This window comes from Thermoanaerobacterium aotearoense, from assembly GCF_009905255.1.
GTDB classification, from domain to species: domain Bacteria; phylum Bacillota; class Thermoanaerobacteria; order Thermoanaerobacterales; family Thermoanaerobacteraceae; genus Thermoanaerobacterium; species Thermoanaerobacterium aotearoense.
In genome coordinates this window covers 1,213,460-1,233,370 of the sequence record NZ_CP047602.1, presented here as the reverse complement: position 1 = coordinate 1,233,370, position 19,911 = coordinate 1,213,460, and the positions used below count along the sequence as shown (strand labels likewise).

General features: G+C 35.8%; 21 protein-coding genes. 1 reads left to right on the top strand and 20 read right to left on the bottom strand.

All coding sequences use genetic code 11. From position 1 onward, the window contains the following. Positions 1 to 50 precede the first annotated feature (50 nt). Entirely contained in the window at positions 51 to 539 is a 489-nt protein-coding gene (locus tag GSH73_RS06110) for a hypothetical protein (protein WP_014758888.1), read from the top strand. A 53-nt stretch (positions 540 to 592) separates the two neighbouring features. Here GSH73_RS06110 and ppdK read toward each other — a convergent pair whose 3' ends face one another. The 20 genes from ppdK to dnaJ all read right to left on the bottom strand — a co-directional run bounded on the left by ppdK (position 593) and on the right by dnaJ (position 19,861). Then, the gene (ppdK, locus tag GSH73_RS06105; protein WP_014758889.1) at positions 593 to 3,223 is read right to left on the bottom strand and encodes a pyruvate, phosphate dikinase; all 2,631 of its coding nucleotides are present in this window, start codon (positions 3,221 to 3,223) and stop codon (positions 593 to 595) included. Then, positions 3,224 to 4,039 (bottom strand): pyruvate, water dikinase regulatory protein, encoded by an 816-nt coding sequence (locus GSH73_RS06100; RefSeq protein WP_014758890.1) that lies wholly within the window; start codon positions 4,037 to 4,039, stop codon positions 3,224 to 3,226. Positions 4,040 to 4,239: 200 nt separating this feature from the next. Further along, entirely contained in the window at positions 4,240 to 5,628 is a 1,389-nt protein-coding gene (locus GSH73_RS06095) for a glycine--tRNA ligase (RefSeq protein ID WP_014758891.1), read from the bottom strand. 130 nt (positions 5,629 to 5,758) lie between these two features. Further along, positions 5,759 to 6,160, bottom strand: a complete 402-nt coding sequence (locus GSH73_RS06090) for a DUF4342 domain-containing protein (protein WP_014758892.1) — start codon at positions 6,158 to 6,160, stop codon at positions 5,759 to 5,761. Positions 6,161 to 6,172: 12 nt separating this feature from the next. Then, a complete protein-coding gene (gene recO / locus GSH73_RS06085; protein WP_014758893.1) occupies positions 6,173 to 6,919 on the bottom strand; it encodes a DNA repair protein RecO in 747 nt (248 codons plus the stop codon). Between the two features lie 21 nt (positions 6,920 to 6,940). Beyond that, on the bottom strand, positions 6,941 to 7,594 hold the full coding sequence (gene deoC, locus GSH73_RS06080; protein WP_014758894.1) for a deoxyribose-phosphate aldolase: 654 nt from the start codon (positions 7,592 to 7,594) through the stop codon (positions 6,941 to 6,943). A 40-nt stretch (positions 7,595 to 7,634) separates the two neighbouring features. Further along, positions 7,635 to 8,534: a GTPase Era gene (era, locus tag GSH73_RS06075; RefSeq protein WP_014758895.1), complete on the bottom strand. Its 900-nt coding sequence runs from the start codon at positions 8,532 to 8,534 to the stop codon at positions 7,635 to 7,637. An 18-nt stretch (positions 8,535 to 8,552) separates the two neighbouring features. After that, positions 8,553 to 9,251, bottom strand: a complete 699-nt coding sequence (locus GSH73_RS06070; protein WP_014758896.1) for a diacylglycerol kinase — start codon at positions 9,249 to 9,251, stop codon at positions 8,553 to 8,555. 7 nt (positions 9,252 to 9,258) lie between these two features. Beyond that, positions 9,259 to 9,738, bottom strand: a complete 480-nt coding sequence (gene ybeY, locus GSH73_RS06065; RefSeq protein ID WP_014758897.1) for an rRNA maturation RNase YbeY — start codon at positions 9,736 to 9,738, stop codon at positions 9,259 to 9,261. Further along, positions 9,735 to 11,795 (bottom strand): HD family phosphohydrolase, encoded by a 2,061-nt coding sequence (locus tag GSH73_RS06060; protein ID WP_014758898.1) that lies wholly within the window; start codon positions 11,793 to 11,795, stop codon positions 9,735 to 9,737. Before GSH73_RS06060 ends, ybeY begins: the two co-directional genes overlap by 4 nt. Positions 11,796 to 11,800: 5 nt before the next feature. Continuing rightward, positions 11,801 to 12,799: a PhoH family protein gene (locus tag GSH73_RS06055; RefSeq protein WP_013788271.1), complete on the bottom strand. Its 999-nt coding sequence runs from the start codon at positions 12,797 to 12,799 to the stop codon at positions 11,801 to 11,803. After that, positions 12,780 to 13,985, bottom strand: coding sequence for a sporulation protein YqfD (gene yqfD, locus GSH73_RS06050; RefSeq protein WP_014758899.1), 1,206 nt, complete (start codon positions 13,983 to 13,985; stop codon positions 12,780 to 12,782). Before yqfD ends, GSH73_RS06055 begins: the two co-directional genes overlap by 20 nt. Before the next feature lie 51 nt (positions 13,986 to 14,036). Next, positions 14,037 to 14,309, bottom strand: coding sequence for a sporulation protein YqfC (gene yqfC, locus GSH73_RS06045; RefSeq protein ID WP_013788273.1), 273 nt, complete (start codon positions 14,307 to 14,309; stop codon positions 14,037 to 14,039). Positions 14,310 to 14,451: 142 nt separating this feature from the next. Further along, positions 14,452 to 14,895: a GatB/YqeY domain-containing protein gene (locus tag GSH73_RS06040; RefSeq protein WP_014758900.1), complete on the bottom strand. Its 444-nt coding sequence runs from the start codon at positions 14,893 to 14,895 to the stop codon at positions 14,452 to 14,454. Between the two features lie 12 nt (positions 14,896 to 14,907). After that, positions 14,908 to 15,093, bottom strand: a complete 186-nt coding sequence (gene rpsU / locus GSH73_RS06035; protein WP_013297679.1) for a 30S ribosomal protein S21 — start codon at positions 15,091 to 15,093, stop codon at positions 14,908 to 14,910. Positions 15,094 to 15,205: 112 nt separating this feature from the next. Beyond that, positions 15,206 to 15,550, bottom strand: a complete 345-nt coding sequence (locus GSH73_RS06030; RefSeq protein ID WP_014758901.1) for a histidine triad nucleotide-binding protein — start codon at positions 15,548 to 15,550, stop codon at positions 15,206 to 15,208. Next, positions 15,543 to 16,919, bottom strand: a complete 1,377-nt coding sequence (mtaB, locus tag GSH73_RS06025) for a tRNA (N(6)-L-threonylcarbamoyladenosine(37)-C(2))-methylthiotransferase MtaB (protein WP_014758902.1) — start codon at positions 16,917 to 16,919, stop codon at positions 15,543 to 15,545. The genes GSH73_RS06030 and mtaB overlap by 8 nt, the downstream gene beginning before the upstream one ends. Before the next feature lie 113 nt (positions 16,920 to 17,032). Next, positions 17,033 to 17,806, bottom strand: coding sequence for a 16S rRNA (uracil(1498)-N(3))-methyltransferase (locus GSH73_RS06020; protein WP_201739046.1), 774 nt, complete (start codon positions 17,804 to 17,806; stop codon positions 17,033 to 17,035). Next, the gene (gene prmA / locus GSH73_RS06015) at positions 17,776 to 18,702 is read right to left on the bottom strand and encodes a 50S ribosomal protein L11 methyltransferase (protein WP_014758904.1); all 927 of its coding nucleotides are present in this window, start codon (positions 18,700 to 18,702) and stop codon (positions 17,776 to 17,778) included. The genes GSH73_RS06020 and prmA overlap by 31 nt, the downstream gene beginning before the upstream one ends. 16 nt (positions 18,703 to 18,718) lie before the next feature. Beyond that, on the bottom strand, positions 18,719 to 19,861 hold the full coding sequence (gene dnaJ / locus GSH73_RS06010; RefSeq protein WP_014758905.1) for a molecular chaperone DnaJ: 1,143 nt from the start codon (positions 19,859 to 19,861) through the stop codon (positions 18,719 to 18,721). Positions 19,862 to 19,911 lie beyond the last annotated feature (50 nt).

Here is a 19,911-nt window from a genome sequence, read left to right as displayed (position 1 = left end):
ATGTAACTTTGTTACAAATATATTATACTAGGTGGGGTATTATTATAAAAATGAAACACAAAATACTGTTATTATTTGTTCTAATAGCATGTCTTTTTATATTGCTTTTTTTAAGGCAAATACAAGCAATTTCTATGGTTATTTATGAAGGACATACAGTTAAAATTACATCTTTACATTTTAATAATATTGGTAGACCATTAACTGTAGTAAATGCTATTGACAGCAAAGGTAATAAAAATATTTATTTTATAAATCAGATTCATTTTTTTAATCCACATTTAGAATATATTGTCAACTCAAAAGATGGTATTTCAAGAGAAGACGCAATATCAATTGTAAATAACAATAAGTTATGTGATAATATTTGGAAAATAGAGTTGAAACACGAGACAACAGAAAATCCCAGAAAAGAATTAGTTTATTGGGAGATATTAACAAATAAATACAGTTCATATTCAATGATTTTTATTGATTTTTACACAGGCAAATATAAAGTTATAGATAAAAATGGTAAAATAATAAAAAGCAATATGTAAAAGGCTGCTGGACAAAATATGCCAGCAGCCTAAAATATTTTATATATATTTCTTTATTTTTCATCCTTTATTGCAGCTTGTGCAGCAGCAAGTCTTGCGATTGGAACCCTGAATGGTGAGCATGATACATAGTCAAGTCCTACTTTATGGCAGAATTCAATTGACGATGGATCTCCACCATGCTCGCCACATATTCCTACATTTAACTCAGGTCTTGTCTGTCTGCCAAGCTTTGTACCCATTTCAACAAGCTTGCCTACGCCAGTTTGATCAAGTTTTGCAAATGGGTCAAAGTCGTAAATCTTCTTATCATAGTATGATTCTAAGAACTTACCAGCATCATCTCTTGAGAATGCAAATGTAAGCTGTGTCAAGTCATTTGTACCAAATGAGAAGAATTCTGCTTCTTTTGCAATCTCATCTGCTGTAAGGGCAGCTCTTGGAACCTCAATCATTGTTCCAACTAAATACTTAATGTTGGAATTCTTTTCTTTTAATACCTCTTCAGCCGTTTTTACGATTATGTCTTTTACATATTTCATTTCTTTTACATCGCCTATAAGAGGTATCATTATCTGTGGTTCAATATTAATACCAAGCTTATTTGATACATTTATTGCTGCTTCTATTATAGCCCTTGTCTGCATTTCAGCTATTTCAGGATACTTGACAGCAAGCCTGCATCCTCTAAATCCAAGCATTGGGTTAAATTCTTTAAGGCTTTCTACAGTTGCTTTAAGATCCTCAAATGTCATTCCCATTTCATCAGCCAATGCTTTTATATCATCATCTTCATGTGGTAAGAATTCATGCAATGGTGGATCGAGAAGACGTATTGTAACAGGATGCTCGCCCATTGTCTCAAACAGCCCTTCAAAATCTGACCTTTGCATAGGCAGAAGTTTGTTTAGTGCATTTCTTCTTTGCTCTTCTGTCTTTGATACTATCATTTCCCTCATAGCAGGTATTCTGTCTTCAGCGAAGAACATATGCTCTGTTCTGCAAAGGCCTATTCCTTCAGCACCAAAATCTACAGCAACTTTTGCATCCCTTGGTATATCAGCATTTGCCTTGACTTTTAACTTTCTGTATTTGTCTGCCCAGCTCATCAATGTGGCAAAATTACCTGTAAGAGAAGGTGGAACAGTCTTTATTTCTCCCAAATACACATTTCCAGTGCTTCCATCAATTGATATGTAGTCACCTTCTTTAACTACGATATCACCAATCTTCATTATTTTCTGATTTTCATCGATCAATGCAGCGCTGCAGCCAGCAACACAGCATGTACCCATTCCTCTGGCGACAACAGCAGCATGTGATGTCATACCACCACGACCTGTCAAAATACCTTGCGCAACAACCATGCCCTCTATGTCTTCAGGGGATGTTTCCATTCTCACAAGTACCACTTTTTCGCCTCTTGCCTTCACGGCTTCAACAGCATCATCTGCAGTAAAGTAGACTTTTCCTGCTGCTGCACCTGGTGATGCCGGTAAACCTTTTGCAATAGGCTTTGCTGCTTTTAAGGCATCAGCGTCAAACATCGGGTGCAGTAATTGGTCAAGCTGTTTTGGATCAACCCTTAGCACTGCTTCTTTTTCATCTATTAAGCCTTCATTTACTAAGTCTATTGCGACTTTCAATGCTGCTTGAGCAGTTCTCTTTCCATTTCTCGTCTGAAGCATGTAAAGCTTTGATCTTTCTATAGTAAACTCGATATCTTGCATGTCTCTGTAGTGATTCTCCAGTTTATTTGCAATTTCTGTAAACTGGTTGTACACTTCAGGCATTATGTCTTTTAATGTTGATATTGGCTGTGGTGTCCTTATTCCGGCAACGACATCTTCACCTTGAGCATTCATCAAGAATTCGCCAAACAAAGCTTTTTCACCCGTTGCGGGATTTCTCGTAAACGCCACACCTGTACCAGAATCATTGCCCATGTTGCCAAATACCATTGTCTGAACATTTACAGCAGTACCCCAATCGCTTGGTATGTCATTTAACCTTCTGTAAACAATAGCTCTTGGATTGTCCCATGATCTAAATACGGCTTTAACAGCTTCTAAAAGCTGAATCTTTGGATCTTGTGGGAAATCAACGCCCATTTCTTTCTTGTACAGCTCTTTATATCTCTTTACGACTTCTTTTAAGTTTTCTGCAGTCAAATCTGTATCGTATTTTGCACCGTTTTCTTCTTTGACAGCGTCCAATATTGCTTCAAATTTATTCTTTTCAATTCCCATAACGACATCTGAGAACATCTGAATAAATCTTCTGTAGCTGTCGTATGCAAATCTCTCATTGTTAGTAGCTTCAGCAAGTCCTACAACGGTATCATCGTTTAACCCAAGATTTAAAATTGTATCCATCATTCCAGGCATGGAAACTCTTGCACCTGAACGTACTGAAACCAATAACGGATTTTTCTTATCGCCAAATTTTTTGTTGTTTATTTCCTCTAAAATAGCCATATTTTTGTAGATTTCTTCTACTATTTCATCAGATATTTTTTTACCATCTTCATAATATTTTGTGCAAGCTTCTGTTGTAACAGTAAAGCCTTGCGGAACAGGTAAGCCCAGATTTGTCATCTCAGCAAGGTTTGCCCCTTTTCCACCCAGTAAATTTCTCATGGACGCATTTCCTTCGCTAAACAAGTACACATATTTTTTAGCCATTTATAGTCCTCCTTTATTGATTTTATTTAATATTATGCTTGCTGTTTCCTCCACAGCTTTATTCGTTACATCAATCACTGTACAATCTAACCGCTCCATCACCTCCTTAGCGTAGTTAAGCTCTTTTATGATTCTATCTTTAGCAGCATAAACTGCCTTAGAATCCAACCCCAATGATTTTAGCCTTTCTTTTCGTATTTCTACTAAATTATCAATATTTATCATAAGACCAAATATTTTGTTGTGATCTATTTCAAACAGCTCTTTTGGCGGATCCACTTCAGGTACCAGCGGAAAATTTGCAGCTTTAATGTATTTATGCGCAAGGTACATACATAATGGCGTCTTTGATGTCCTTGAAACACCTAATATCACTACATCGGCCAACAATAGGCCGTTTACATCTTTTCCATCATCATGTTTTACTGCAAACTCAATCGCATCCATCTTTCTAAAGTAGTCTTCATCAAGTTTGCGCTTATGAAAAAACAATTCTGAAGGCGCAATACCGGTAGTACCTTCTATAGCATCCATAATAGGCCCCATCACATCGACGATGCGCAAATCATATTGCCTCGCTTTATTCAGAAGGTATCGTTTTAATTCATCGACTACCATTGTATGTATGATAAGGCTATTCTTATTATTAGAAGCATCTATTACTATTTCATCTATCTGGTTTTTATCACCAACATAAGGAAACTTTTTGATTTGACTTATATTGGTGCCAAATCTGGACGCGGCTATGGCTGCTACATGTTCCGCCGTATCAATGCTTGAGTCTGATACAAGATAAATGGCAACATTCTCATCCACAATAATTTTAGCCTCCTAAATAATAGCTGATACTAAAACAGTCATGCGGGACAATTTTACTCCCATTATGACAACACATTTTAGATTAACGTTTTCTGACTATACATAACAACATTTTATCAATTAAGTCAATTACAATAATGTCCAATTAATATTATAGCATAAAATATAAAAAAAACCAGGCACTCGCCTGATTTTTTTTATATTTTTAATTTAGATTCCAAATACGGCTTTACTTCATTTATCTTAATCCTTATTTGCTGCATCGTATCTCTATCCCTTACCGTCACCGATTCATCATTTAATGAATCAAAGTCGTACGTTATGCAGTATGGTGTTCCTATTTCATCCTGTCTTCTATATCTCTTGCCAATGCTTCCTGTCTCATCGTAATCAACCACAAAATCTTTTCTTAGTTCATCATACAATTTATAAGCATTTTCGCCTAACTTTTTAGACAAAGGAAGAACTGCTGCCTTTATCGGTGACAATGCAGGATGCAATTTTAAAACGACTCTTGTGTCATTTTCTTCCACTACTTCTTCATTGTAAGCATCTATCAAAAATGCCAAAGCTACTCTGTCAGCCCCTACAGATGGCTCAATGCAGTATGGTATGTACTTTTCATTTGTGACAGGGTCAAAATACGTTAAATCTGCCCCTGAATGTTCCATATGACGCCTAAGATCGAAATCAGTTCTGTCAGCTATACCCCACAACTCACCCCATCCAAATGGAAATTTGTATTCTATGTCTGTAGTAGCATTGCTGTAATGTGAAAGTTCTTCCTTGCTGTGATCTCTAAACCTCAAGTTTTCTTTTTTCAAGCCTAAATTCAAAAGCCAATTCATGCAAAACTCTTTCCAATAATTAAACCATTCTAAATCTTCACCAGGTTTGCAGAAAAACTCCAATTCCATCTGTTCAAATTCTCTCGTTCTAAAAGTAAAGTTTCCAGGCGTAATCTCATTTCTGAATGATTTGCCAATTTGTCCTATCCCAAACGGTATCTTTTTTCTTGATGTCCTAAGCACATTTTTAAAGTTGACAAATATTCCTTGTGCAGTTTCGGGCCTTAAGTATATTTCTGATTTAGAATCTTCAGTAACGCCTTGAAACGTCTTAAACATCAGATTGAATTTCCTGATATCCGTAAAATTATGAGCACCGCAAACTGGACAAGGCACGTTGTTTTCATCTATAAATTGTTTTAATCTTTCATTCGTCCAACCGTCTACATTTTTTTCTTCTCCATGCTCTTTTAAATAATCTTCCACAAGCTTATCAGCGCGAAATCTAGATTTACACTCTTTACAGTCCATCAGAGGATCGCTAAACCCTCCAACATGTCCAGATGCTACCCATGTTTCAGGATTCATCAGTATTGCACAGTCTATACCTACGTTATACTGACTTTCCTGTATAAACTTCCTCCACCAAGCTTTTTTTACATTGTTTTTAAATTCAACACCAAGCGGACCGTAGTCCCATGTGTTTGCCAAACCTCCATAAATCTCAGAGCCAGGAAATATAAAGCCGCGATTCTTTGCAAGAGATACTATCTTATCCATGGTTACATCAAAAGCCATCAACAAACACTCCTTTTTATGTATAAACAAAACCCTTTTTCCTCCTCGGTAAAAAGGGCTAAATTCAATTTATTTTAGAATATCAAATAGTTTTAAATATGTCAATATCGCTTAATGAAAGCATTGGGCTTTATTCTTTTTCTTCTTTCAATACAGTTATCTCTTTATTTGGTCTTTCTATCTCAACAGTACAGTTTGTAAAAAATGCCAATGCAGCGCCTATGACAGTAAGCTGAGGAACTATGATGGCTGATATGGCTCCGGCAGTGACAGGTACCTCAAGTATCACGTTGTCGTCTTTTTTTATTCTTATCTTTGTGACATTGCCTTTTTTAACAATTTCTTTTATCTTGTCGATTACTTCAGAACCTGCAACCGATATGCTCTCTGTCCAATTCTTTTTGTTTTCTTCAATGTATATAAGAGCATCCACCACATCACCATTGCACTTTTCTAATGCTTCCTTTGCTTCTTTGTAGCTTACACCCGTTCTGGCCACAATCTGATCGATCTTTTCAAGCTCATTATCCATTTACATCACCTCCTAAATATTTTTTAACTTGTCTAAAAAATATTTTGACTGAAAATTTTTGTCGAAATGAACACTCATGTAATCAGTAACTATTTTATCTAATTCGGCTAATGTATTCTTTTGTATCCTAAGTTTTGCAATATTGCCAAAACCATTGCTAAGCAAATACCTTAACATATTTAGTGTTTCTCTTTTTATGTAGAATATGTCGTCACTGCTTGCTTTACAATCTCTGCACAATACACCACCTTTTAATGGCGAAAAATACATAATGTTATCATTTCTGCCGCACGATAAACAGTGGTGTACTTCAGGCATATATCCCATAAATGTAACAAACTTCAGACAAAAAGTGATTGAAATCAAATCGCTATCGACAAAACCTCTTTCCAGCAAAAACATTGAATACTTTAATAGATTGTATATGTTTGTGTTCTTCTCATTTTCTTCCATCAGTTTATAAATGATATCTGCAAAATACGATGCGTAAGAAAGCTTCAAAATGTCATCGTCTATTTTTAAGAAAGAATGGATTAACTCCCACTGATCGATATAATAGTAATTTTGCCCTTCAAATAAAACATAATATCCTATTGAAAAAGGATGTGAGGAACCCAAAAATCTGCTTTTTGAGTTCCTTGCACCTTTTGCTATTGCGTCTATCTTGCCATTTGACTTTGTGAAAAGTGTGACAACTTTGTCTGATTCGCCTATTAGCCTGCTTTTTAAGACAATAGACTCTGTTTTTATAAATTTCATGATTGTTTACCTTTGTTGGTTTTACCACCCTTTTACAATTTGAATGCCAGAGCTTGTACCAATTCTATTAGCACCTGCTTTTACGATTTCTTTAGCAAAATCTGCAGTTCTTACACCGCCTGATGCTTTAACGCCAAAATTTTCGCCAACAGTTTTCCTCATCAATTCAACATCGTGCACAGTTGCGCCACCACTGCCAAAACCAGTTGATGTTTTTACAAAATCTGCTCCTGCATCAACAGTAATCTCGCAGGCTTTTACTTTTTCATCATCAGTAAGATAACATGTCTCCAAGATGACTTTAACTACGATTTCTCCAAATGATTTAGCTGCCTTTGTCACCGCTTCTATGTCCTTTTTCACATAATCGTAGTCACCAGATTTTAGTTTGCCTATGTTTAAGACCATGTCTATTTCATTTGCTCCATTTGATATGGCTTCTTTTGTTTCAAATACCTTAGTTTCAGTCGTATTAGCGCCAAGAGGAAAACCGATAACTGTACATACCTTTACATCACTGCCTTTTAAGGCATCAGCTACAAGTTTTACATGGCTTGGGTTTACGCACACAGACGCAAAACCATATTCCTTAGCTTCATCAGCCAATTTTTTAATATCAGAATCCGTTGCATCCGGTTTTAATAAAGTATGATCTATCATCTTTGCAATTTCCACAATATCTCCACCTTTCATAACTATACTTTAACACTACCAATCAATTTTTGTCAATCACATAACCAAAATTCCTTAAAATGCTGACATTATCTCTCCAACCTTTTCTCACCTTTACCCACAGATCTAAATATATTTTTTGCCCAAATAAACTTTCCAACTCTATTCTGGCACTGCTTCCTATCCTTCTTAGCATTTGTCCGTTTTTCCCTATGATTATAGCCTTATGGGACTCTTTCTCGCAATATATAAATGCTTCTATGTCCAATATGTCTTTGTCTTCTCTTGTTTTCATTGAGTCAACTTCCACGTATACGCCGTGTGGTACCTCATCCTCAAGGTAATTCAAGATTTTTTCCCTTATTATTTCGGATACGAGAAACTTCTCAGGCCTATCTGTTATATAATCGCTTGGAAAGTATTGCGGCCCTTCTGGCATATACGATACTATTGTGTGTTTTAAAAGATCTATGTTCATATTTTTTAAAGCAGATATCGGCAGTACATCCTTAAAATTATATAGCTGCTTAAACATCTGTATGGACATATCTACAGTTTCATGGGAAACTGCGTCTATCTTATTTATGACTAAAATTACTGGTGTATCAATATTTATAAGGTGATCGATTATATATTTATCACCCGGTCCTACTTCAACATCTGGCTCCACCATGTAGATTACTAAATCTACTTCTGCCAAAGTTTTTTTTACGGATTCAATCATGAATTCGCTTAATTTGTGTTTTGGCTTGTGTATACCTGGTGTATCAATAAAAATCACTTGATAGTCTTCACCTGTCAAAATACCTTGGATAGTATTTCTGGTTGTTTGCGGTTTGTCTGAAGTTATAGCCACTTTTTCGTTTAGCAACGCGTTTAATAGAGTAGATTTACCGACATTAGTTCTTCCAATCAATGCAGCAAATCCTGACTTAAATGACATATCATCACCTCAAAAGTTTTATTTAAAAATTTGAAAGAACAATACTGTTATAAGTATTCCAATAATGGCGCCTACTACTACCTGAAAAGCAGAATGTATTTTGCCTTCAACTCTGCTTTGTGCCACTAAAAAAGCCATAATGAAACTTATGGTTGATAAAAGTATATTTTTAGATATAAATGTTGATGCTGTTGCAAGACAAAAAGCAATTGCACTGTGCCCACTTGGCAGTCCACCTCTTAGTGGTGTTCCTTTGCCAAAATAAGCTTTTAAGATTATAGTCAATATCATTACAACTATGAGCGCAATGAATGTAACATGGGCTGGAGAGCTTTTTATCTTTGTAAGCAAAATATTAACCCAAGGATTAAGTCTATGAAAAAATAATAAGTATGCCACAAATACAGCGTTTAATGCAGATATCAACACAGCACCAGCAGCCACATCTTTAGCTATTTTAGCTAAAGCATGGTATTCATCAGTTATTAAATCGACTATAGTCTCTATAGCCGTATTTATCATTTCAGCGATTAAGACAAGAGATATTGTGACTATTATAGCTATCATCTCAAGTTTGCTGAAATTGTAAAACAGACTTAAAACTAATACAAAAAGTGCCGCCACAAAGTGTATTTTCATGTTTTTTTCTGTTTTAAATGCGTATATGATTCCTTCTATGGCATAATTAAAACTATCTATCAATTTTTTTATCTTCAAAAATGTATCACCTTTCTATTTTTAGACGTCTCATAACTTCTTCTTCTTTTTCCCTCATTATCTTTTTTTCGTCTTCTGTTTCATGATCGTATCCCATTAAATGAAACATGCTGTGGGCTGTAAGGTATGCGACTTCCCTTATAAAAGAATGTCCGTATTCTTCAGCTTGCTGCTTCGCCTTCTCCAAAGAAATTACTATGTCGCCTATAGGTTGTACTTCATCTAAATCATCATCTTCTTCATCTATATCTGTGTAAATTTCTTCAAACTCCACCAGTGGAAAAGACAATACATCAGTTTCTCTATCGACATTTCTGTAATACTTGTTTAACTTGTGGATCTCCTCATTGTCAACAAAAGATACGCTTACCTCCACATCATCGACAACGCCCTCAACTTCCAACGCTGTCCGCACCACATCTTCCACTATCTTATCCAATCCTTTTGCATCAACTTTATCCTGCCTATTATCAATTAAAATATTCATTGTAACACCTCTGCCTTATTATTTTCTATTTCAGGATACTCTATCCTGCGGTGAAATATTCCGTTTAAAGACGTCAAAAATGATTTTGACAAATCCTTTATGTCCTTTAAAGTCAAATTGCTTTCATTAAGCTGACCATCTTTCAATCTGTCGTCGATTATTTTGTTGACCATAGTTTCAATCTCATCGTCTGTAGGATCGTGAAGGGACCTTACAGCAGCTTCAATGGAATCTGCCAACATTAAAATTGCAGATTCCTTAGTCTGAGGTTTTGGGCCCGGATACCTAAACGAGTCCTCTTCACATAAATCATCTGTCTTTAATGCTTTACTGTAAAAATATTTTACGAGAGATGTACCATGGTGTTCTCGTATTAAATTTATTATATCTTCAGGTAACTTATATTTTTTAGCAAGCTCAACGCCGTCTTTAACGTGAGACGTAATCACCAGTGAACTTAAATCTGGCGATATTTTATCATGCAAATTTTCATCCGTAAATTGATTTTCTTTGAAAAAATACGGTCTTTTTACTTTGCCTATATCATGGTAATATGCCCCAACTCGTGTCAATAGGCTGTTGGCACCAATTGCATCAGAACCTGCTTCAGCCAAATTAGCAACTATTATGCTGTGATGATATGTGCCAGGGGCATCCATCATCAGCTTCTTCAGCAAAGGATTATTTGGATTTGAAAGCTCCAGCAATTTTAAAGGCGTTATGATGTCAAAACCAGATTCCCAAAATGGAAGTAATCCAATGGCTAATATGACACTAAAAGCACCGCTAATTATTCCCCAAAGGCTATTCTCTAAAACAGATAAAATATTATTGCTATTAATAAGCCCCACTCCTAATATGGACAATGTATTGGCAGCACTTATATATATGCCAGCTTTGACAAAATCGATTCTCTGCCTTGAATTAGCCATCTTTATTGCTCCAATTGTCCCTCCAAATATGGACATTACAAAGAAAGCCTGATTAAAATTTAGCATCATGCCACTTATAATAGAAAAGAATGTATTAAGCGTTACGGCAATAAAAGGATCTAATATGGCCGAAACAGACAGGGCGATAAGCTCTGATGGAATAAGCAACGGATTTATGTTTTTCAATGCTATAACTATGAAATAATATATTATACCCAAAAGGTAAAGTATTTGGATATACGCGTACTTCTCCCTCACTTTTTTATTAAGCTTAATTATATAATAGCCAGCAATAAATAAAGATACGCCCAATAAGACGATGATGCCAGACAGCATAGCAAAATCTACTCTGCTGTTATTTTTAAGAAGTCCCAATGCTTTTAAGACCTGAATTTGATCGTTTGTCACTACTTCACCGCTTACGATGATATTCTGCCCTTTCTTATAGACGACAGGCTCTACCTTTGAAGCAGCTTCTTTTCTTGCCATCTCAGTCTCAGTTGCATTGTATATCATATTAGGAGATATGACAGAAGATAGTATTTTATATACTATCGGCTTTAGATCTTGGCTCAGATCTGAACTATCTACAACACTTTTTACGCTGCTTAATGCACCAGATAAAGCATCATCTGTAATCTGACGTGACATAGTAGCTTTCTCAGTTGAAATAGCTAAAGATTCCACCGCAATTATCGTATTGTCTTCAGCAGAAAGCAAAACTTTAAGAGATTGGTCGTCAAGTTTAATTGGCAATGTTTCTCTTAATGTGCTAATTTTTTCGTCAATCTGGCCGCTGGACTTTCTAACGCTCCTAAGTTTATTAAAAAAATCAGTAAGCTTAATGTAAGATTCTTGTGCAACATTTTCATCGTAATCGTATTTAGGATTTACACTGTTCATGGCTTCTTGAATCTTTTTTTGTGTTGCCAAATTGTCAACAATGTCCTTCGGTGCTTTAATATCTATCTGAGCAACGTCTCCAGCTTTTATATCGATTTTAGGCGGCGTTATGGCTGTGTAAAACAAAAATATCGATACAATGATGTATATAGTTGTAATATATATCAAATATGCCTTTTGACTTAAAAATATTTTTCTAATCGGCATGTCCTTTATATGCATCTAAATTAATCCTCCCAAGAAGAATTTTCTTCTTCCGCATCATCAGTTTTTTTAGACTTTTCAAACACTTCATAAGCTTTTACTATCTTAGCAACAAGGGGATGTCTTATAACATCCTGCTCTTTTAGTAAAACAAATTCTATGCCTTCTATACCATTTAAAATTTCAATGACATCTTTAAGTCCAGATCTTTTTCCTTTAGGCAAATCCACCTGTGTAACGTCGCCCGTTATAACCGCCTTAGATCCAAATCCAATCCTTGTTAAAAACATCTTCATTTGCTCTGGAGTAGTATTTTGAGCTTCATCAAGTATTATAAATGAATCGTCCAAAGTTCTGCCCCTCATATACGCCAACGGAGCAACTTCAATAAGTCCCTTTTCCATGTATTTTTGAAATGTTTCAGCTCCAAGAATGTCGTATAACGCATCGTACAGCGGTCTTAAATACGGATCAACCTTCTCTTGCAAATCGCCTGGCAAAAAGCCCAGCCGCTCTCCTGCTTCAACTGCAGGCCTCGTCAAAATAATTCGCCCAACTTCTTTATTTTTCAAAGATGTTACAGCCATTGCCATAGCAAGATACGTCTTTCCTGTACCTGCGGGTCCAATCCCAAAGACAATTTCATTACTTCTTATGGCGTTTACATAGCGTTTCTGACCATAAGTTTTACACCTTATCTGTTTTCCTCTTGATGTAATGCATACAATGTCAGATAAGATGGATTTTAGCTTCTCTTCCTCTCCCATATTGACTAATCTCATGGCGTATAAGACGTTTTGAGCTGTTATAATCTCACCGCTATTGATTATATCTATAAGCTCACTAAACACCTTTTCTGCCCCATCCACATTGGCTTCTTCACCACTGATCTTAATCATATCATCTCTGACGACAATCTTTACATCCATTCCTTCTTCAATCAATTTTATATTTTCATCAAACTTGCCAAATAAATTTGCAGCTTGTTCAATATTATTGATATCAATTGTTACTTCTTTCAATTTTTACCTCCGTATTATAATTGATGTTCTCTTGCGTTCCAATATCCTCTATCACTTCCACTATGACGTCAGCTCGCAGCACGTTTGCGTTTATCATCGTCATCTTTTCCTGTCTATTGACTATTTTAGCATCTTTCCCAAAAGCGGGGGAAATATTTTTAAGAGCATTTTCCACAGCTAATTTTTCTGCTTCATCTTTTGTAAGCTTTATTTCAATCGGGACAGTCTCGTAATATGTCTCATTTACGATTCTTATTGGAGAAGCTGAGGAAGTTAAATTTCTCACTTCTCTATCATAATTCTTAAAATCGATTTTTCTTGATGAGAGAGTTAAAGTACTGCTGCCCATTGAAATTTTCGTCATAGTGATCTTTCTGCCAGTCCTCTTGTACTTTTGCTGCACTAAATTAACATCCGCGTAACCTTCATACCAGACTCTTGCCAGTATTGTACCCATTGAATGCACAAACCGCGTGTTTGTGTTAGGCCTTTCTATTACCCCAGATACTAAGACGTCTCCCGTCTTTACTGTATCTCCAACCTTTTTTAAAGCATCGCCTTCTAATACTGTCATTTTATATATTATACCATCTTTTTTAGCTATTATATTACATGGCACATTTTCATCTATTACAGCAGGTGGCGCAGTTTTCTTCACAACCTTAACTATTGCTTTTGTGCCTTTTATGTCAATGCCAATCCATGCTACATCTTTTTCATCCATCAAAAATTCTTGTTGAATCTTATGAATATCTATCGACGGCTTTAATACACCAGCTTTAAGCCCCAATTTGTCAAGTTCTGAAATTATAGAGGCTTCACTTATATTTTGTCCACCATCTATCTCAATAGACCATATAAACATCGAAAAAAGATATGCCAGCACCACACACGCTACTGCACCTAAAACCAACATTTTTCTCCTCTTTAAATAAAAGACAATAAACGGCAACCCTCTTTTTTCAACGATGTAAACCCTGCAATTCGTCATTTTCGTATACGGCAAGAGAAGCTTGAACCCTTTTAAACTGATCTTTGCTACTATTGTGGTGTGATTCGTCCTTTCTACATCCCATACATATATGTTTTTAGATATAACAATGTTTAAAAATCTCTCTATCGACAAGCCTTCTATTCTTATAATAGCATACCCGTATAAAAAATTCCACAATTTTATAGCCAGCAAACAAATACCCCCTTTTGCCTTTTTGCAACTAATTACAAGGCAAAGAAAATTTTATACAATTATTTCTATATTTAATATTTTCCCAGTAATGACTAATATTTCTGTCATTACTGAATTTATAATCATGTTTTTACCTGTTATTCTGATCATGCCTATCGTAGAATTGATCCTTATTCTTTCGGGAATATATTCTATTATGCCTCTATGATTTTCCACGGTAATTTGCGTGTTGCCTATTACTGTTATCTTAGGAAGGTTCAATAAAACATCTTTAGGAAAATCCACTAAATTCAGAATTCCCTCTTTTATGGTATTTGACTTCATTATAAAGCCTCCTCCCGTTAAATCTTATGAATCTTCAAGTAAAAACATTCTTTTAAGGAATTTTAAAATAAAAAAAGCATGGATCTATGTTCCATGCAAAAAAGCAAAAAAACTTGATACATCTAAGTACCAAGTTTTTTTATCATTGTAAGTGCTGCGAAACTATCGTCTTAACTTTATTGCCATCAGCCTTGCCTTTCACAAGAGGCATCACCTTGCTCATAACCATACCTATGTCATTTTTGTTTGTAGCACCAGTCTCATCGATAATACCTCTTACGATTTCATCTATCTCATCATCAGTCAACTGCTGTGGCATATACTCCAACATAATTTCTATTTCACGGTTCGCTTTATCTACCAAATCTTGCCTGCCACCTTTCTCGTATTCAGGCAAAACCTCTTTTCTTTGTTTTATCTCTCTTGAAATTACATTAATGACCCCTTCATCATCAAGGACTTTTCCTGTATCCTTTTCTACTTGCAATATTGAAGATCTAACCATGCTTAGAATATTTTTTCTGAATACATCTTTTGATTTCATAGCATCAACCATATCTTTGTACAATCGATCCTTAAGGGTCATAACCACACTTCCTTATTTTCCAAATTTGTACTTTCTTTTTCTTGCTGCTTCTGATTTCTTTTTGCGTTTTACGCTTGGGCTTTCATAATGTTCCCTTTTCCTTAATTCAGAAAGAACGCCACTTCTTGAGCATTGGCGCTTAAATCTTCTCAACGCATTATCAAGGGACTCATTTTCTCCAACTCGAACTTCTGACACTGTAATCTCCCTCCCTCCGGATAAACTGCCAAATGTAAGCTGCATTTATTGCTGCAAATATTATTGGGATATCTTAATATATTATAATCTAAAAACCAATTTGTGTCAATGTTTACCCTGGAGGCCATGTCATAAATCTTCCGCCTAAAAGATGAAAATGTATATGGTGAACAGTTTGTCCACCGTCGTCGCCACAATTGGATACTATCCTATATCCTTTGCTATCAATCCCATACTGCTTAGCCAGCTTTTTTGCAATTACATAGACATGTCCTACAAGCTCTTTGTTCTTGTCATCAATGTCCAATGGAGAATCAATATGAGCTTTTGGGACTATAAGCAAGTGAACTGGCGCTTGTGGATTGATGTCGGGAAAGGCAACTACATAATCATCTTCGTAAATTATTTTTGATTCAATCTCCCTATTTATGATCTTGCAAAAAATGCAATCACTCAATCATCTCACCTCCTTCAACTATATTGCCAATAGCAAAATCTTTTCTTACGTCTACTAACTTTACAGGTAGTATTTTATTCTTAATGTTTAAATCCGACTTTACTGCCACTCTAATATAGTTGTCAGTAAGTCCTTCTACATATCCCTGCAGTTCTTTAACCTTCTGTTCAAATAGAACATTTAGCGTGCTGCCTAAAAACCTTTTGTAAAATTCTGATTCGCATTCTTCTGAAAGCTTAATTAATATCTTACTTCTCTCTTCCTTAACAGAATTTTTAATTTGGTCGGGATAATTTGCCGCTTTTGTTCCCGCTCGCCTTGAATACTTAAAGACATGCATCTTGCTGAATTGTATGTCTTTTACAAAATTATAAGTTTCGTCAAACTCACTCTCGGTTTCTCCAGGAAACCCTACCATTATATCAGTTGTTATTGCCACATCTTCGACGTACTTTCTAACTCTCTCTATAATCTTTTTGTATTCACTGGTGGTGTATTTTCTACCCATTCTTTTAAGGACACTGTCCGAACCACTTTGCAATGATATATGGTAGTGTCTGCAAAATTTCGGCAAAATAGAAACTTCTCTTACGAAATCTTCGGTTAAAAATGTAGGCTCAACTGAACTTAGGCGTATCCTTTCGATACCCTCGATTTCGTGTATCATCTTTATTATATCAAGCAAATCCACATTTTCCAAGTCTTTGCCATATGATGCAACGTGTATGCCTGTCAACACTACTTCTTTATAGCCATTATCTTTAAGCCTTTTAACCTCATCCAATATGTCATGAGGCTTTCTGCTCCTTATAGGACCTCTGGCATACGGTATAATACAGTAAGTACAGTATTGATTGCACCCATCTTGTATCTTTAAATATGCCCGCGTATGACCTTCTTGAGCTGATATCTTAAGTTCCTCGAATTTTCTATCTTTAAATATATCTTCAACGGCATTTACCTTATTGGCACTCGCCGCTTTCTCTACTAATTTGACTATTTCTCCCTTGTTTTTAGTGCCTAAAACAACATTGACTTCAGGTATATTTAAAACTTCATTTGAGGCCACTTGCGAATAACAGCCAACCACAGCAATCACAGAATCTGGATTGATTTTTTTAGCCTTTCTTATTTCCTGCCTTGATTTCATATCGCCTCGACCAGTCACGGTGCATGTGTTTATGACATACACATCGGCATATTCATCGAACCCTACAACATCATATCCTGAACTCTTGAAAATCTCAGCCATGGCTTCCGTCTCATATTGATTTACTTTACAACCTAATGTAAAAAATGACACAGTTTTTTTGCGGCCATATACATCATAAAATTCGTCAGCGTCTAAAGCTATGTTTGCCTTTGCCACTTCGTAATATTCCTCCCATATCGTTTGTTATAAAGTTCAAAATTTATTATAACATTTAACGAAATATAAAAAAATAAGCCTCGAAACATTTAAGAGGCAAAAATAAAAACCGTCTATCCTAAATCTCCTAATTCGTACAAAATTATAGAACCAGCCACAATACCGGCTGTTTCTGTCCTTAAAATCCTTGGACCCAATGTGACAATCACAGCACCATTTTTAGTCGCCATAGTTACTTCACTGGATGAGAAGCCACCTTCAGGCCCGATAAAAATACAAATATTTTTTGCACCATTATTTTCCCTTAAAACATCTTTTAGCCTTACATTTGTCTCTCTTTCGTAAGGCATTATGCATAAATCAAACTCTTGGATGTAATTCAAAGCAATATTAAAACTTATCGGTTCCAGCACTTCCGGCACTATCAATCTTCCAGATTGCTTTGATGCTTCTTGAGAAATTTTATTCCACCTGTTTATTTTGTTGCCTATGCTTTTTTCTTTAACCTTTATAACCGAAAACTCGGTTTCAACAGGTACAATCTTTTTTATTCCGATCTCTGTGCATTTTTGAACAATCAAATCCATTTTATCAGACTTTGGCAGTCCTTGAAATAACGTTACATTTATAGAACTTTCTACGACTTGATGCAACTCACCAACTATCTTTAATAAGACAGAAGTGCTTTCGATAGAAAGAATAGAAGCATTGTACTGTTTCACTCCATTAGAAACCACCAAATCAGTTCCAATCTTTAACCTTAATACATCCTTTATATGATGAGCATCATCACCATGTATCCTGACTATGCCATCTTTTATATCCTCATCTTTTATAAAAAGTCTTCTCACAGCACTCACTTTTTCCTTGATAATATTGCAACCCATTCCCCATCTTCTTTGACATCAATAACGTCAAAATATTCGGAAATAGCATTTAAAACATCATCTTTACGATCTTTAATTATTCCACTTGATATAAACAAGCCGTTTTCTTTAAGTTTTTCATGTATGTCAAAAGTAGCTTTTATTATTATATCAGCTATAATATTTACAACTATTAAATCCGCTTCACCGCTTAGCTCTTTTAAAAGATCGCTTTTCAAAACCTCAACATTGTCCAGTTTGTTTAATTTCACATTTAAAGAAGCCACTTTTAATGCAACTTCGTCCACATCGACTGCAAAGACTTTTTTTGCACCTAACTTAGAGCTGACAATTGACAATATACCTGTACCGCACCCAACATCAAACACGGTATCGCCACTTTTAACATTATCTTCTAAAAATTCTATACACATTTTTGTTGTCTCGTGGCTGCCTGTGCCAAAAGCCATACCTGGATCTAACTCAACAACTATTTCATTTTCTTCTGGGTCATAATCTTCCCATGATGGTTTTATGACAACACGTTTGCCAATCTTAAAAGTTTTGTAGTACTTTTTCCAGCTGTTTGCCCAATCTTCATCATCGACTTCAGTCGTTTCAAACGTAAAATCTCCGATGTCCAGATTATATTCTTTAAGCCCTATTATTCTATCCTTGATTATGCTTAATTTGTCAATTGTACTGGGAGTAAGAGGAAAATAAGCAGATATTACAACTTTATCGCTATCTACAATCATATCAGGATCTACGTAGTCCCATTCATTGCTGTCATTTAACATCTTTAAATCATTTGGATCTTCTATGACAACACCGCCTGCACCAACTTCATGCATTATATTTGTTATAGCTTCCTCAGCTTCCACTGAAGTCGTAATTTTAACTTCAAGCCATTTCAATCATATCACCCTTTTTTTATGCTCCAAAAGCATCTTTTACTTTTTGAAAAAATGATTTACCACCGCTATCATTGCTCAGCTTGTCAAACTCCCTCAATAGCTCTTTTTGCTTTTCCGTCAATTTCTTAGGAACATCGATATATACTTCCACAAATTCGTCACCACGTCCTCTTCCATTGATATGAGGTATTCCTTTGTTCCTAAGTCTAAACACCGTTCCGGTCTGAGTTCCAGGTGGAATATTGTATATAGCTTTGCCGTCAAGGGTAGGAACTTCTATCTCTGCACCAAGTGCAGCATCTACAAAGCTAATAGGCATTTTAAGCAATACATTGAATCCATCCCGCTTGAATATCTTATGAGGTTTTATGCTTATTACAATAAAAAGATCTCCATTAGCTCCTCCTCTTTCTCCTGGTTCACCTTCACCTCTTAATGATACCATTTGTCCTTCATCAATTCCAGCAGGAATATTTACTTTTAATTTTCTCGCTCTTCTTATTTTCCCAGTTCCATGGCATTTTGAGCATGGATCTTTTACTATCCTGCCATCTCCATGGCACCTAGGACATGTTCTCACATTGACTATCCTGCCAAAAGGCGTATTTTGCGTTATCCTGACCTCTCCTGTTCCATGACATTCAGGGCATACATCTACTTTCGTTCCTGGGTTTGCACCGGTACCATTGCACCTATCGCATTTTTCATATCTTTCAACTTCAATCTCTTTCTCGACACCAAATGCAGCTTCTTCAAAGGACAAAGTCAGATTAATCCTTATATCATTTCCCTTTTGAGGACCAGTTTTTCTTCTGGTGCTGCCTCCAAACATATCGCCAAATATATCGCCAAAAATGTCGCCAAAGCCGCCAAAATCAAATCCACCTTGGCCAAAACCGCCAAAGCCACCAAAATCTCCTTGGTTGAAACCACCTTGATTAAATGCTGCATCGCCAAATTGATCATATTGAGCTTTTTTCTGAGGATCAGACAAAATCTGATATGCTTCATTTATCTCTTTAAACTTTTGTTCTGCTTCTTTATTGCCAGGATTTAAGTCGGGATGATACTTCTTTGCAAGAGTCCTATAAGCCTTCTTTATATCTTCATCACTGGCATTTTTATCAAGACCCAATATTGCATAATAATCTTTTGCCATACACATCACCTGCCTTTCTTAACATGAATGAGAACCAGGATTGCCCTGGT

Coding starts and splice junctions, on each gene's coding strand:
- ybeY (WP_014758897.1), bottom strand. CDS start 9,738: ATGAATATTTTAATTGATAATAGGCAGGATAAAGTTGATGCAAAAGGA.
- ppdK (WP_014758889.1), bottom strand. CDS start 3,223: ATGGCTAAAAAATATGTGTACTTGTTTAGCGAAGGAAATGCGTCCATG.
- GSH73_RS06095 (WP_014758891.1), bottom strand. CDS start 5,628: ATGGCTTTTGATGTAACCATGGATAAGATAGTATCTCTTGCAAAGAAT.
- GSH73_RS06110 (WP_014758888.1), top strand. CDS start 51: ATGAAACACAAAATACTGTTATTATTTGTTCTAATAGCATGTCTTTTT.
- GSH73_RS06020 (WP_201739046.1), bottom strand. CDS start 17,806: ATGGGTTGCAATATTATCAAGGAAAAAGTGAGTGCTGTGAGAAGACTT.
- GSH73_RS06060 (WP_014758898.1), bottom strand. CDS start 11,795: ATGCATATAAAGGACATGCCGATTAGAAAAATATTTTTAAGTCAAAAG.
- GSH73_RS06040 (WP_014758900.1), bottom strand. CDS start 14,895: ATGACCCTTAAGGATCGATTGTACAAAGATATGGTTGATGCTATGAAA.
- recO (WP_014758893.1), bottom strand. CDS start 6,919: ATGAAATTTATAAAAACAGAGTCTATTGTCTTAAAAAGCAGGCTAATA.
- yqfC (WP_013788273.1), bottom strand. CDS start 14,309: ATGAAGTCAAATACCATAAAAGAGGGAATTCTGAATTTAGTGGATTTT.
- dnaJ (WP_014758905.1), bottom strand. CDS start 19,861: ATGGCAAAAGATTATTATGCAATATTGGGTCTTGATAAAAATGCCAGT.
- era (WP_014758895.1), bottom strand. CDS start 8,534: ATGTCATTTAAGTCAGGATTTGCTGCATTGATTGGAAGAACTAATGTC.
- GSH73_RS06090 (WP_014758892.1), bottom strand. CDS start 6,160: ATGGATAATGAGCTTGAAAAGATCGATCAGATTGTGGCCAGAACGGGT.